At 60.2% G+C, this 13,475-nt stretch carries 12 protein-coding genes; 3 read left to right on the forward strand and 9 right to left on the reverse strand.

The features are described 5' to 3' along the window. Positions 1-52: 52 nt before the first annotated feature. The 6 genes from GT571_RS02345 to GT571_RS02370 form a co-directional block, all read right to left on the reverse strand. On the reverse strand, positions 53-655 hold the full coding sequence (locus GT571_RS02345) for a recombinase family protein (protein WP_161155207.1): 603 nt from the start codon (positions 653-655) through the stop codon (positions 53-55). 255 nt (positions 656-910) lie between these two features. Continuing rightward, the gene (locus GT571_RS02350; protein WP_161155209.1) at positions 911-3,403 is read right to left on the reverse strand and encodes an excinuclease ABC subunit UvrA; all 2,493 of its coding nucleotides are present in this window, start codon (positions 3,401-3,403) and stop codon (positions 911-913) included. After that, a complete protein-coding gene (locus tag GT571_RS02355) occupies positions 3,400-3,957 on the reverse strand; it encodes a GNAT family N-acetyltransferase (protein WP_161155211.1) in 558 nt (185 codons plus the stop codon). Before GT571_RS02355 ends, GT571_RS02350 begins: the two co-directional genes overlap by 4 nt. Positions 3,958-4,007: 50 nt before the next feature. Beyond that, positions 4,008-5,126, reverse strand: coding sequence for an AAA family ATPase (locus GT571_RS02360; RefSeq protein WP_161155213.1), 1,119 nt, complete (start codon positions 5,124-5,126; stop codon positions 4,008-4,010). Positions 5,127-5,219: 93 nt separating this feature from the next. Continuing rightward, positions 5,220-7,223, reverse strand: coding sequence for a GTP-binding protein (locus GT571_RS02365; RefSeq protein WP_161155215.1), 2,004 nt, complete (start codon positions 7,221-7,223; stop codon positions 5,220-5,222). Between the two features lie 305 nt (positions 7,224-7,528). Continuing rightward, positions 7,529-8,017, reverse strand: a complete 489-nt coding sequence (locus GT571_RS02370) for a GNAT family N-acetyltransferase (protein ID WP_161155217.1) — start codon at positions 8,015-8,017, stop codon at positions 7,529-7,531. Positions 8,018-8,093: 76 nt separating this feature from the next. On the opposite strand from GT571_RS02370, the gene GT571_RS02375 reads away from it, so the two are divergent. Beyond that, positions 8,094-8,390 carry a hypothetical protein gene (locus GT571_RS02375; RefSeq protein WP_055310006.1) on the forward strand — a complete coding sequence of 99 codons (297 nt, stop codon included), beginning with the start codon at positions 8,094-8,096 and terminating at the stop codon, positions 8,388-8,390. Positions 8,391-8,438: 48 nt separating this feature from the next. Here GT571_RS02375 and GT571_RS02380 read toward each other — a convergent pair whose 3' ends face one another. Then, on the reverse strand, positions 8,439-9,143 hold the full coding sequence (locus GT571_RS02380) for a class I SAM-dependent methyltransferase (RefSeq protein ID WP_161155219.1): 705 nt from the start codon (positions 9,141-9,143) through the stop codon (positions 8,439-8,441). 440 nt (positions 9,144-9,583) lie between these two features. On the opposite strand from GT571_RS02380, the gene GT571_RS02385 reads away from it, so the two are divergent. Further along, entirely contained in the window at positions 9,584-9,988 is a 405-nt protein-coding gene (locus tag GT571_RS02385; RefSeq protein ID WP_161155221.1) for a hypothetical protein, read from the forward strand. 135 nt (positions 9,989-10,123) lie between these two features. On the opposite strand, the gene GT571_RS02390 is transcribed toward GT571_RS02385, so the two are convergent. After that, positions 10,124-10,936, reverse strand: coding sequence for a putative RNA methyltransferase (locus GT571_RS02390; protein ID WP_161155223.1), 813 nt, complete (start codon positions 10,934-10,936; stop codon positions 10,124-10,126). A 191-nt stretch (positions 10,937-11,127) separates the two neighbouring features. Here GT571_RS02390 and GT571_RS02395 point away from each other — a divergent pair, with 191 nt between their 5' ends. Next, complete coding sequence (locus GT571_RS02395; RefSeq protein WP_161155225.1) at positions 11,128-12,510, forward strand: MATE family efflux transporter; 1,383 nt, start codon at positions 11,128-11,130, stop codon at positions 12,508-12,510. Positions 12,511-12,537: 27 nt separating this feature from the next. On the opposite strand, the gene GT571_RS02400 is transcribed toward GT571_RS02395, so the two are convergent. Continuing rightward, positions 12,538-13,404 carry a LysR family transcriptional regulator gene (locus tag GT571_RS02400; RefSeq protein ID WP_161155227.1) on the reverse strand — a complete coding sequence of 289 codons (867 nt, stop codon included), beginning with the start codon at positions 13,402-13,404 and terminating at the stop codon, positions 12,538-12,540. Between the last annotated feature and the right edge of the window lie 71 nt (positions 13,405-13,475).

Below are 13,475 nucleotides of genomic sequence, written 5' to 3' on the forward strand. Positions count from 1 at the left end.
CCCTCGTCAAAATGTCTAGTTAAAGAGGACGGACAGACGGCGAACGGTCATATCAGTTCGTATCCGCCCGTCTCCAACGATCGAACGTCGATGCGCTGACGTTCAGGAGCATTGCGGCCTCTCGCCTCGTAACTTCACCTCCTTCGAATGATTTGATGACATCGTTATAGCTATCCGGACGTTCGAGCGCCGGCCTCCCAAATCTCACGCCACGCAGGCGCGCCGACGCGATACCCTCCGCCTGGCGCTGCTTGATGTTTTCGCGCTCCAGCTGCGCCACGTAGCTCAAGATCTGAAGGACCAGATCCGCCATGAACGTTCCCGTGATGCCATCGGGCTGCTCGCGCGTATCGAGTAACGGCATATCAAGCACCACGATGGCAGCGTGTCTATCCACCGTGATGCGTCTCCATTCATCGAGGACTTCACGATAATTGCGACCCAAACGGTCGATACTTTTGATCACGAGAACGTCACCCTCGCGCAACCTACGAAGAAGACGCTGGTACTGGGGACGTCTAAAGTTCTTACCACTTGCCTTGTCAGCGTAAATCTGACCCCGTTGAACGGGAAACCTTCCTAGTGCGTCTAACTGGCGGTCCAAGTTCTGGTCCGCGGAAGAGACACGTGCATACCCAAAGATTCGATTGTCCATAATTGCCCCTATCGGCCGCCTCTTGGCAGCATCAGCTCAAGCGAGAGCCCACTCACTATAGGGCGTGCAAATTTCGCGAATGGGCTGAGGTCATTTTGGCCCTCAGACGCAAGCTGTTCAAGCGCTACATCGACAACCTGCTAGCTTTTAACAGCAATTAACTGCTTTTTACTAGAATTGGCTAGAAAAGAAAAGCGTGATGCTGACAGGCTTTCCGGGAATGTGACAAAGGGACTGTCCCTTTGTCACATTCGGTTATAGGTAGCGGCCGGTGATGCTTGCGGAGCAGGCCACGATGTCGTCCGGCGTGCCGGCGCAGACGATTTGCCCGCCCGCGTCGCCACCGCTTGGGCCCATGTCGATCACGTAATCGGCGTTACGGATAAGGTCGAGATCGTGTTCGATCACGATAACCGTGGCGCCCTTGGCAACGAAGCCATCGAACACACTCAACAGTACCTGAACATCGAGCGGATGTAGTCCGATCGTGGGCTCATCGAATACGAATACGGCATCGTCCTGCACGCGGCCCATCTCGCTCGCAAGCTTAAGACGCTGCGCCTCGCCGCCCGAGAGCGCCGGCGTGGGCTCACCGAGCGTGAGATAGCCCAAGCCCAGGTCATGCAAGGTCTGCAAGCGCGTCTGAACCTTCTTGAGCCCCAGCGTGGCGTCGATGGCCTCGTCCACACTCATGTCCATGAGCTGCGGCAACGTAAGCAGGCTCCCGTCCTTGCCCTCGCGATGGATATGCGAAGCCGCGTCTGCATAACGCGAACCACGACATGCCGGACAGACAATCTCGACGTCGGGCAAAAACTGCACGTCGAGAGATATCGAGCCCGTGCCATCGCACGTAGGGCAGCGCAAGGCGCCAGTGTTGTAGCTAAAGGCGCCCGCCTTGTAGCCGGCAGTCTTGGCCTCGGGCGTACGGGCGAAGGCGCGACGCAGCTCATCATGGATGTCGGCATAAGTTGCCACCGTCGAGCGCACGTTGGCGCCGATAGGCGTAGCGTCAATCAGGTTGGCACGTGCAATGCCCTCGGCATCGATCCAGCGCACGTGGCGTGGCAAGCGCTCGCCAGCTGCCTGCGCCTTAAGCGCCGGGATGAGCGTCTCGAGTACCAACGTCGTCTTGCCCGAACCCGAAACGCCCGTCACCGCGACGAGACGGCCGCGCGGGATATCGACTTCGAGCGGCTTTACGGTATGAATGGTATCGGTCGCCATGCGGATGTGACCCTGGTCGAACATTTCGTCGTCAGTCACCTGCGGCCGCAAGCGCTTGGGGTCTGCGCGTAAAAACGGCGCGATGCGGCTGCCTTGCGATTGTTCGACCTCATCCACCGTACCGGCAGCGATCACATTACCGCCGCCCGCTCCGGCAACGGGACCCATCTCGACCAGATAATCGGCTTCCGCCAATACGCGCGTGTCGTGATCGACAACGACCACGGTGTTGCCGTCATCCACCAGATCGCGCATCACGCCTACCAGGCCGTCGACATTGGCAGGATGCAAGCCAATCGAGGGCTCGTCCAGCACATAAAGCACGCCCGTCGAGCGGTTGCGCACCACGCGGGCGAGCTGCACACGCTGGCGCTCACCCGTGGAGAGCGTGGCACCGGCGCGATCGAGCGAAAGGTAATCGAGACCCAGGTCGACCAGACGACGGGCCGTGCTCGAAAATGAATCGCAGATATCCGTCGCCATGGGCTGCATCTCGGCCGGCAAGGATGCTGGCACCCCGCGCACCCACTCAATCGCATCACCAAGCGTCATGGCCGCGGCCTGCGCCAAATTGATACCGCGTACCTGGGGCTGGCGCGCAGCCTCGGAGAGACGCGTGCCGCCACAGTCACGACACGGGCCCTCGCGCAAAAAGCGTGCCACGCGTTTGAGGCCTTTGTCGTCCTTAACCTTGGCGAGCGCATTCTCAACGGTATAGACGGCGTTGTAATAGGTAAAGTCGAGCGGCGTGGCGCCCTCGCCGTTTTTGGGAACGTAAAGAATGTGCTTCTTAACCGCCGGACCGTGGAACACGACGTCGCGCTCTTGAGATGTGAGCCGGTTAAACGGCACATCGGTACGCACACCCATCTCGCCGGCCACCTGCTTCATCAGGTCCCACATGAGCGTACCCCAAGGAAGCACCGCGCCCTCGTTGATGGTCTTTGACTCGTCGGGCACCAGGCTCGCCTCGTCCACCTCGCGCATGACACCGGTGCCGCCACAGGTGGGACATGCACCGCCGCTATTGAAAGCCAAATCCTCGGCACTCGGCGCGTAGAACTCGCGGCCGCATGCGGGGCACGTGAGCGACAGGCCCGCAGCCACGTTAAGGCTCGGCTCCACACGCGCCCCGCAATGTGGGCACACGTGATGGGCGCAACGGCTAAAGAGCAGACGCAGGCTATTGTTGAGCTCGGTCATGGTGCCAAAGGTGGAACGCACGCCCGGCACGCTGGGGCGCTGATGCAATGCGAGCGCCGCTGGCACGTGGAGCACTTCGTCCACCTGGGCGTGTTCGGCCTGCGTCAAACGACGGCGGGTATAGGTGCTGAGCGCCTCCAAGTAGCGACGCGAGCCCTCGGCATAAAGAACTCCCAGCGCCAGCGAACTCTTGCCCGAGCCCGACACGCCGGCAATACCCACGAGCCTTCCCAGTGGGATATCGATATCGATGTCTTTGAGGTTGTGGACACGTGCACCACGCACTTCGATAGCACTTGGTTGTTGCCACACCGTCATCGCTCCCCTTCTGCTCGCCCGCGCCAGTCTTCGCGGGTCAAATACGTAAAGCACTCGGTACGCACATCGTCCATAAGCTCGCAGGGCACGTCGCGCTCAACGTGATGTGGCGCGAACCCACATTTTTGCTGGACGCGTAACGACTTGTTATTGCCCTCGTAGTATCCGCACCAAAGCGCCTTGCAGCCAAGCGTTTCGAACGCATAGCGCTGCATGGCTCGTACTGCTTCGGGAGCAAAGCCTCGGCCCCAGAATGGCTTGGCGATCCAATAGCCCACTTCGAGTTCGAGACCGTCATCTCGACGGTTTGACTCGCAGCGAGATGGCATAAGTCCGATGCTACCCACGGGCTCATCCGTCGCAGCCAGGCAAACGGCAAAGGTATGGGGTGCCGCAAAAACTGTCCGAATGATCTCCCTGCTCTCCTCAATGCTTCGATGGGGCGGCCAGCCCGCAGCCGGCCCCACGTCCGGGTCGCTCGCATATGTAAACAGGATCGCCGCATCCGTCTCGCGCCACGGACGGAGCGTCAATCGCTCAGTTTGAATCACCATGTTTTGACCTCACATCTATCGATGTGACAAAGGGACCGTCCCTTTTCACATTACTCATGCCATAAAACGCGATCGCGAATGTACGCGCCCAGCATGGGCACGGTAAATCGGACGAGGCCGTATCCGGCAGCCTCGATGACGCGCTCGCGAATCAGGCTTGCGCGATATTTGCTCGCCCAGCTCTGGGTGCGATCGCAGCGCTCAATGATATCCGCCATGCGAGTCGGTTTGCCCTCGTCAACCGCCATGGCCTCGATAAAAAGGCGCTGTGGACTGCGCAGCCCGTAATACAGAGGCGCGTCAACCGCTTCGTAGAACTCGGAGACGGCATCCGCATGCCCATCCTCGACATCGTGCCTTTCAATGACCTGCGAGCCACGCCGGACAGCAGAGCGCCACATGTAATAGCCCACCAGCTGAACCATATAGGGATGCCCCATGCTCTTGTGTGCCGCAAGGTCCGCTGTCTCCGCGTCAACGTAAAGACCGGCGTCTTTGACCGTCTGGACATATGAATCGCGCACCTTGGGCAAAGATATCGCCCCCAGCGTACGCTGCTGGGCACGCCGCAAAAACGTCACGCTCGGCTCTTCGAGCAGATCGTCAACCATACTGGGTAAGCCGGCGAACACCAGCGCAAGACCGCGCTGGTCGCTATCGGACAAGCCCGTGGCATCCTGGTCTCCGAGCACCTGCTGATAGAGAACGGCAAGAGCCGCCAGCTCCTCGATAGACGCAGATTGCGCCTCGTCAATCGCAAACAGTATGCCCTTGCCTGGACCGAGCTTCTTGAGGCGCTCGTTGACCAGCCCCCGCAACGTCTCACCCTTTGCCCGCGCAGCCTCGACCGACATCCGGCCAAACGAGGGACCGAACTCCATTGACGTCACAACGGGTTTATTCGAGCGAAGCGCGTCGGCCAAGCGGTCGCATAAGCCGAGCGAAGCGGAATCGGAGACAACCGCCCATCCGCGCTCGCCGGCTAGACGTTGCAGCTCCCTCAGGAGAACCGTCTTGCCGCAGCCGCGGTTTCCCGTAATGAGCATGAGCCTACCCGGCGCTCCGGCGCCGTTATCGAGCCCTTCCTCGAAATCTTCGATGACCAACTCGCGACCGATGAGTATCGGAGGCCGCTTGCCAGCCGTGGGCTTAAAGGGATTTGGATTCATGTCGGCCTCCTCGGATTGGCAAACGCTGTTAATAGTTATACCAACTTATACCGAGTTATACCAATAGCGTGTGAAAAAGGAACTGCCCCTCTATCACCTATTGCCGAAAAACTCGGCGTCTGCCGCTCGCCAGGGGCGGAAGGTGGCGGGATCGATCTTTACGTGCGCCGCGGCGGGTACGTCGTACCATTTGACCGTGTAACCGGCGCCGTGAGAGCAAAAGACCGAATCGGGCGTGTTGGGCAGATCGGCCTCGGGCTCATAGGCGGCCGTCTCGATTACGCGCTCGGCATCATGGCAAGCCGCATAACCGGCGAACTCCAGGTACAGATGGCCGCGACCACTCGTGTAGGCAGCCACCTCCAGCGCGTAATCCTGCATCTCGGATGCTGGCACGCGACCCACAAGCTTCGCTCGGTCTCCCGCCATCGTCGGCGGCTCGTACTCGGCACTCATGCGCGTGGCATCCGAGAGCGCCCGGCCCACGCACTCCCCCGGCACCTCGAGCTCAAAGTGGTACCACGGCTCCAACAGCACCGCCGCGCCGGCCTCGCGCGCCTGCATCAAACCCTGGCGAATCGCGCGGTACGTGGCCTGGCGAAAATCGCCGCCCTCGGTGTGTTTGGCATGCGCGCGGCCGCCCGTGAGTGTAATGCGCACATCGGTGATGGGCGAGCCGGTCAGCACGCCCAGGTGATCGCGCTCCATGGCGTTGGTAAGCGCCAGGCGCTGCCAGTTTAGGTCGAGCTCGTCGGTCGAGGTCACGGTGCCAAACTGCACGCCCGAACCTGCTGGCAACGGCTCCAGGCGCAAATGCACCTCGGCATAGTGGCGCAGCGGCTCAAAGTGGCCCACGCCCTCGACCGGCTGCGAAATAGTCTCCTTATAGAGAATGCCGCCAGGCTCAAACTCGACCGCAAGGCCAAAACGATCGGCCAGCACGCGCTGCACGACCTCGAGCTGCACGGCACCCATCAACTGCAGGTGAATCTGCTCAAGATGCGTATTCCAGCTTACGCCGAGCATGGGATCTTCGTCCGCTAACTCAGTCAATGCTTTGAACACCGTATGGACGTCGTGTTCGCCCGGCAGCACCGTATAGGTGAGAACCGGCGCAATGACAGGCGCATCGCCCGCGGGCTCCGCGCCCAGGGCGTCCCCTGGGCGAACGTGCGCAAGACCCGTCAAGGCGCAAATTCCACCAGCGGCAACCTCTTGGGCAAGCTCATACTTCTCGCCGTTATAGATGCGCACTTGATCGACCTTCTGCTCCCATGCCTCGGCACCGAAGTGTCCATCGATCATCTGTTTTGCACGCAACGTGCCGCCGGTCACTTTAACCCAAGCCAAACGCTCGCCGTGATCCCCGCGGCTGACACAATAGACGCGTGCGGCGAACTCCGGGGTCCACACCTGTTCACGCATCAGCGTGCACATACCATCCAGCAGCTCGTCCACGCCTTGGTCCTTGAGCGCTGAGCCGGCAAAGCAGGGAAAGAGCTTGCGCTCGGCAACCATGCGCGACAGCGTTGCGACAGAAAGCTCACCCGCCTCAAGAAACTCCTCGAGCGCCGCCTCGTCCAATGCGGCAGCGTCCTCCTGGACGGCCCCGCCTGCCAGCAGCTCGCTGGCATCCAGGCAGCCCTCGGAAAGACGCTGCCCAAGTTGTGCCAGCAAAACCTCGCGGCCGGGATTCTCCAAATCGATTTTGTTGATATAGATGAACGTCGGAATGTCATAGCGCGCAAGCAGGCGCCACAGGGTTTCGGTGTGCCCTTGCACGCCGTCGTTGGCGCCCACAACCAAAATCGCGTAGTCGAGTGCACGCAATGTGCGCTCCGCCTCGGCAGAAAAATCGACATGCCCCGGCGCATCAACGAGCATGACGTGGGTATCGCCATGGTCGAGCACGGCCTGCGTCGAGAAGATCGTAATGCCGCGCTCGCGCTCGATCGCGTTAGTGTCCAGATGCGAATCGCCATCGTCCACGCGGCCGCGCTTGCGAATGCGACCCGCGTTGAACAGCATGGCCTCGGCCAACGTGGTCTTGCCGGCATCGACATGCGCCAAGATTCCAACGACCGCTTGCTTCGACATGGCTCTCCTCTTATTGCAAGCCCATCGCACACGGCAATGGGCATCCTCGTTCCACACTGGATGATACAATTTACGGGCCGGCGGGCGAAGCGGGCCCTATCCCCCGACCGAGCTCATCGCCCCGCGTTGCCGTGCGGCGATTTTCGTAGGTTCGCGCCTTGCGAAAGCCGGCACCTCCCCTTTTGCCCGCCCGGTCTCATCTGAGGCGGTAACAATGCGAGTCCCACAACGACGCGTTTTACCAAAAATGGCCCCACTCAGGGTCATTTTTTATTTGAGCTGGGTGATGATACGTGCCTTGGCTCCTACGCCTCGCGTAGCCAATCAAACGCGACACGCGGCGTACCGTCCGACACATATATGATACCGGCGCGCTTAAACCCGGCCTTGGCGATGGCGCCCTGCATGGGCAGATTGTCTTGGTGCGTGTCGACACGCAGATGGTCGGTGCGTTCCTTGGCAAAGGCAAACATCGCAGCAGCGACGCCATGCGTGGTGCCGTCCGACGCCACGCGATGCAGCACGGCATACGGAATGTCGCTGCGCCATTGACCGTCCTCAATCACGTCATAGCACTCGTCCGGACCCGGTAAAAAGGCAAACGTCGCCACCACGCGACCGTCGACTTCGCACACATAGCTGCCACCAGCGGCGATATCGGCAGCCAACTGCTCGGCCGAAGGCGTGCCCTCGGGCCACTGCGTGGCGTTGCCATGTGCGCGCATAAAGGCGCGGGCCGCGTCATAGATAGCCATGACGGCGGGAATGTCGGTATCGAGGGTTTTTCTGATCATCACGCGGCGACCTCACGTTTATTGGTATCACTTTGATTGAGCAATGATACCAACGTTTGGAGAGGGTGCGAAGCAGATGGGAAGCAAAAAGCGAGCCGCCTGGTCAAAGGCCAAAAGCGAGTTTTTGGGCGCTGCCACCGGCGGCGATATGAGCGACCTGTTTGCACGCGAGGACGAGCGCCGCGACGCCCTGGACGCCGAGCGCGATGAAGCCTGGCGCTACAAGTCGTGCGAGCGCAAAAACCGTTACGACACACGCGCCGAAGCCGAGGCCGTTATGGCCGACTGCGAAAACCGCGGACGACGCGGTTTAGCCTGCTACAAATGCGAATACTGCGGCGGATGGCATCTGACGTCACACCCTTGGAAATAAACTCCGCATCGGCACGGCGCTGGCGAAGCGCCAGCCATCGTGCGCAAGCTACGGGCGCGGCGGCACCAAAACATCGTAACGAACGGCCTTGCCCGCAAGCTGATAGCTCGGCTTGACGTCGGCAAGCAGCGGCCCCTTCACCGGCCGTTTGATAACGACCTTGCGCGGCCGCACCGCAAGCGCAGCTTCGACCAGCGTCTCCTCATCGGCACACGGCTGTTCCAGATGGTGCAAGAGTTGGAACTTCTTTTTGACCGCCGCACTCTTGGTGCGCTCGGGAAACATGGGGTCCAGATACACCACGTCGGGAGCGGTGAGCTCGCCCTGCCCGATCAGCTCAGCTGTATGGCGAAGGCCGGCGATGCTGTCCTCGCCCGCATGTAAGCGCATGCGCGCCACAGCAGCAGCAAGCGCCGGATCATCTGCCGCGCGATCCAAAGCGTCCTTGAGGAGCGCCGCGATCACGCAATCCTGCTCATACAGATCGACGGTAAAGCCCGCGGCAGCCAGCAGCAGCGAATCCTCGCCAAAGCCTGCCGTGGCATCAATCGCCCATGGGCTCTCGATGCCCTTTGTGCGCGCAGCCTTCACCAGCAGCTCTTGCTGCAGACGACCCTGTTTGAGTCGTGGCAGCATGCGGCTAAAATCGGCGCGCAGCTCCATCGTGCCGTCGGTGAGCGTGAGGCCCTCGGACTTCCCGGTCAGCTCAAGCCCCGCGGCCCGAGCAGCAGAAAAGGGATCGACGACGCCCATGGGCACTCCTTACCAAGCAAACGAATACGCGAGCGCCGTTCGCGTCGGCGCCCAACCGTCCGCTATTGTCCCACATGCGACATGGCCCACAGCACCCCAATGCAAAGCACCGCCATCAATCCCGTGCACACGGCAGCGATCACAGAATCACCCATGCGCCTTCCCAACGACCGCGGCTCACGCACTTGTCCTGCTCCGTACATCATGGCTCCTCCTTGAGACCAGTTCCTTGTTACGACCTCATCATCGCAGCGTCGCACATGAGCTGCCATCGATTTGGCTTACGTCCAGCTTTCCCTTTTGAAAGGTTGGGGTGGGCTGCGCGGGGTCAAAGCGCTTTCAGGCGCATGCATCGCCACGTTGAACTACAATGTGCTTCACCATATGTACAGCACATGGGCTACGCCAGACCGGCCGTACCCGTATCGAAAGGACCAGCCATGAGCAACGCCTGTAAATTACTCAAAATCCTATCGTTCCTCTTCTTTGTCGTCGGCATTCTAAGCGCAGGCATGGGTGCTACAGCGCTCTTTGCAGGCAGCGCGGCAGGCGATATCACAAGTGTCATGATCGTTTCTTGCGTCGTCGTCATCGTATTGGGCGTGATCGAAATTGTGACCGCTGTCTTTGGCATCCGCGCGGCAAATAATCCCGCCAAGGCTGGCGTTGTCTGGATCTGGTCCATCATCTGCCTAGCATGTTCGGCCATCAGTCTGCTCCTCTCCCTGCCCCTCTTGGGTGGGACCGGCTCAAGCATCCCCGATTTTACCGGCCTGATTGTCAGCATTATCTACTTTGTACTTGCCAACCGCGTCAAGAAAGAGGGTATGGACCGTTTGAGCTAAGCCGCATCCGTGTCAATCGCTCAGCGACTTTGATATATACGCCAATAAAAAGGGCCGATCGCGCATCTCCGCGGTCGGCCCTTTACGTTTGCCCAGATAAAACCTACCAAAATAAACCTGTCCCTTTTTGTTAGGTTAGTGGCGGTACTCGGCGATGATGAAGTCGATGTCGGTTTGAAGGGTGTCCAAGTTTGCCAGACGCTCTTTGTCGGCGGGGCGCGTGCGGTAGTAGTACGGCGTCATCTGGAACACCGCCTCGATATCGGCCTGGGTCTGAAGCGTAATATTCGCAGACACCCGCTGCGTTCCGACTAACTCGAGCTCCGTGGTCTGCGGCAGTTTCTCGTCATTAAGATATGGCGTGTCGTAGAGCACCTCCTTGAGCCCAAACAAATGACGGGCACCCGGCACCACGGTATAGAGCGAGCCCCCTGGCGCCAGCACGCGGGCAAACTCGCGCTCGTTAAAGGGAGCAAAGAGCTCGGCCACCATATCGAAGGCGCCATCGGCCACGGGGATATCCTTCATGTTGGCCACGAAGTAGGTCGCATCGCCGCGCTTGGCGGCAAGGCGCACCATCTCTTTGCCCAGGTCGAAACCGTAAGCATCCACGCCCGGCACCGCGCCCATGGCGCTGGTGTAATAGCCCTCGCCGCAGCAAATATCGAGCAAGGTCAGCTGCTTGCCCGTAGACACCCCGTGCTCCGCCGCCCGCTCGCGCACCAGCTCAACCATCGCATCGCGCAACGGCGCATAGTATCCACGGTTAAGAAAGTCACGACGGCTGCGTGCCTGCGACTTGGGATCGCCCATGGAGTCGCCGCTCTTGGACGAGCGCAGCAGGTACAGATAGCCCTCGCGCGCACGGTCAAACCGGTGTCCGCCCGAGCATGCAGCACCGCGTTCGTCGTCCACCAGCGGCTCATGGCAAACGGGACACAACAACATAGCAACTCCTTAGCGCGAACAACACAACGCCCACCATTGTCGCACGCCTTCCCCACCTAGTCATAGAAGAGACAAGGAGTGTCCCCAAATGCCGGCAGAAAAGGAACGTCCCCAAGTGCCGGCTGAATGCATTAGGAGTATCATCGTCTGCGCAAATAAGCACGAAATAGCATGTTAGAGATTGAGAGCGCATGGCTGACACCGTATCTAAGCACATTGACATGACCACCGGATCGCTGTGGCGCAATATTCCCCTGTTTGCCTTCCCCGTGGCCGCCACGAGCATCTTGGAGCAGCTGTCGAACCTCATCGCCACAGTCATTATCGGTAATTTCTCGGGCGACCAGGGAACCCTCGCCATGGCGGCGGTCGGCTCCAATGTTCCGCTTACCAGTCTTATGCTCAACCTGTTTATTGGCATGTCGCTTGGCTCCAACGTGGTCATCGCCAACGCTATCGGCCGCAACGATCAGAACATGGTCAAACGCGCCGTCCATACCTCGATTTTAATGGCGCTCGTGGGCTTTGTCGTCATCGCGCTGGGCGAGATCTTTGCCGAGCCCATGCTCGCCGCGCTCAACGTCCCCGCCGAAACCATGCCGCTCGCATCGCTCTACCTGCGCGTCTTTTTGCTCAGCATGCCCTCGATCTTGCTCTATAACTTTGAGGCCGCGATCTTCCGCTCCGTCGGCATCACCCGCATGCCGCTGCAGGCGCTTGCCGTGTCCACCGTCCTCAACATTGGCCTGGATCTCATCTTTGTCCCCGTGCTCCATTGGGGCGTCACGGGTGTCGCCATCGCCACCGCCATCGCCTACACCGTCAGCGCCGCCACGCTCTTTATCCGCCTGCTCAAGACCGACTCCGTCGTCCGCGTCACCCCGCGCGACTTAGGCTTAGACCCCGTCGCCCTCAAGCGCATCGTCAAGATCGGCCTGCCCGCCGGCATCCAAAGCGCTGTCTTTGCCGTCGCCAACATCATCATCCAGTCTGCCATCAACAGCCTGGGCACCGAGGTCATGGCGGCATCGAGCGCCGCCATGAGCCTGGAGTACGTGTGCTACAACCTGCTCAACAGCTTTAGCCAGGCCTGCACCACCTTTGTGGGACAAAACCACGGTGCCCGCCAGATCGACCGCTGTACCAAGACGCTCAAGATCTGCCTGGTCGAAGGCGGCATCGTTGCACTCACCACGATTATCGTTATTGTCGGCCTGGGGCGCGAGATCTTGTCGCTGTTCAACAGCGACCCCAACATCGTCTCAATCGGCTATATCCGCGTGTGCTCGATCTTCCCGGCGTACGCCTTTAGCATGTTCTACGAAAACATGTCCGGCTACCTGCGCGGCTTTGGCATCTCGCTCATGCCCGCCCTCATCACCATGATCTGCGTCTGCGGCATCCGCTTCTATTGGGTGTTCTGCGTGTTCCCGCACTTCCGCACCTTTGCGAACATCATGATGGTCTACCCCATCAGCCTGGGCACCACGGCGTTCTTTATGGTCGTGGCGGTGCTACTTTGCCACCCGGCACGCACCTATCGCGCCACCCAAGCCAAAGCGACAGCCCGCTAAACACCGCACTCAACGCCACGCCAGTCATTAATTGACAATATGTGAGCCCATATAGTCGATAAAGCGCCTCGTGGCGATGGGCATGGTGTCCCAGCTGCGCCAGGCGGCCACCACGTCACGCGAAGGAGCATGCACGATGGGACGCACGTGAATATCGGCCCGCATGCCCTCGACGGTACGGCGATACAGCATGCTCACGCCTAGGCCCTCCTCCACCATCGCCATGATGGTGTAGTCGTCGGTCACCTCGCTCGTCACGTGCGGCGACAGTCCATGCGCCGAGAATGCATCGAGCACTAGGCTCTGTTCGCCCTCGTCCAGCAGCACAAACGGCTCGGACGCCAGGTCGGCAAGTGTCACCTTTTCCTTTGCCGTCAGCGGATGCGCGGCCGGCAGCAGTGCCACCAACTCGTCGTGATAGACCACACGCTTCTCGAGCCCAGCGGTAAATCCGCGCGCCGTAAAACAAAAATCAACCACGCCATCGTGCACCCACTGGGCGTTGCGCGTGTAATCGCCTTGCTTGAGGGTAAAGCGTACGCCCGGGTGCAGAGCACCAAAGTCGCGGATCACACGCGGCAGCACGGTACGACTCACATTGGTAAACGTCGCGATGCGAATGTCAGTCGAGGAGAGCCCCAGCAGCTCCTGGCGCTTGCCCTCGAGCTCGGCCTCTGCGGTCACGATCTGGCGCAGGTACGGCAGATATTGTTTACCGTCGCGCGTAAGCGAAACGCCCTGCTTTCCGCGCTCGATAAGCGTGGTGCCCAGCTCGCGCTCGAGCGCCTTGACGGCCTGGCTCACCGCGCTTTGCGTATAGCCTAGCTCGTCGGCCGCGTGTTTCAGACTGCCGCGATCGACCACCATACACATAATCTGATACCGCGATGCCATCGTGCCTCCCCATCGATGTAGCCGTAAAACGTTTTGCCAGGGCTTTTTCTTCCGACATTAGCATTTCTTAA

Source organism: Collinsella aerofaciens, from assembly GCF_009876115.1.
GTDB classification, from domain to species: Bacteria; Actinomycetota; Coriobacteriia; order Coriobacteriales; family Coriobacteriaceae; genus Collinsella; species Collinsella aerofaciens_N.

Coding starts and splice junctions, on each gene's coding strand:
- GT571_RS02385 (WP_161155221.1), top strand. CDS start 9,584: ATGAGCAACGCCTGTAAATTACTCAAAATCCTATCGTTCCTCTTCTTT.
- GT571_RS02365 (WP_161155215.1), bottom strand. CDS start 7,223: ATGTCGAAGCAAGCGGTCGTTGGAATCTTGGCGCATGTCGATGCCGGC.
- GT571_RS02380 (WP_161155219.1), bottom strand. CDS start 9,143: ATGGGCGTCGTCGATCCCTTTTCTGCTGCTCGGGCCGCGGGGCTTGAG.
- GT571_RS02355 (WP_161155211.1), bottom strand. CDS start 3,957: ATGGTGATTCAAACTGAGCGATTGACGCTCCGTCCGTGGCGCGAGACG.
- GT571_RS02345 (WP_161155207.1), bottom strand. CDS start 655: ATGGACAATCGAATCTTTGGGTATGCACGTGTCTCTTCCGCGGACCAG.
- GT571_RS02360 (WP_161155213.1), bottom strand. CDS start 5,126: ATGAATCCAAATCCCTTTAAGCCCACGGCTGGCAAGCGGCCTCCGATA.
- GT571_RS02395 (WP_161155225.1), top strand. CDS start 11,128: ATGGCTGACACCGTATCTAAGCACATTGACATGACCACCGGATCGCTG.
- GT571_RS02375 (WP_055310006.1), top strand. CDS start 8,094: ATGGGAAGCAAAAAGCGAGCCGCCTGGTCAAAGGCCAAAAGCGAGTTT.
- GT571_RS02400 (WP_161155227.1), bottom strand. CDS start 13,404: ATGGCATCGCGGTATCAGATTATGTGTATGGTGGTCGATCGCGGCAGT.
- GT571_RS02370 (WP_161155217.1), bottom strand. CDS start 8,017: ATGATCAGAAAAACCCTCGATACCGACATTCCCGCCGTCATGGCTATC.
- GT571_RS02350 (WP_161155209.1), bottom strand. CDS start 3,403: ATGACGGTGTGGCAACAACCAAGTGCTATCGAAGTGCGTGGTGCACGT.
- GT571_RS02390 (WP_161155223.1), bottom strand. CDS start 10,936: ATGTTGTTGTGTCCCGTTTGCCATGAGCCGCTGGTGGACGACGAACGC.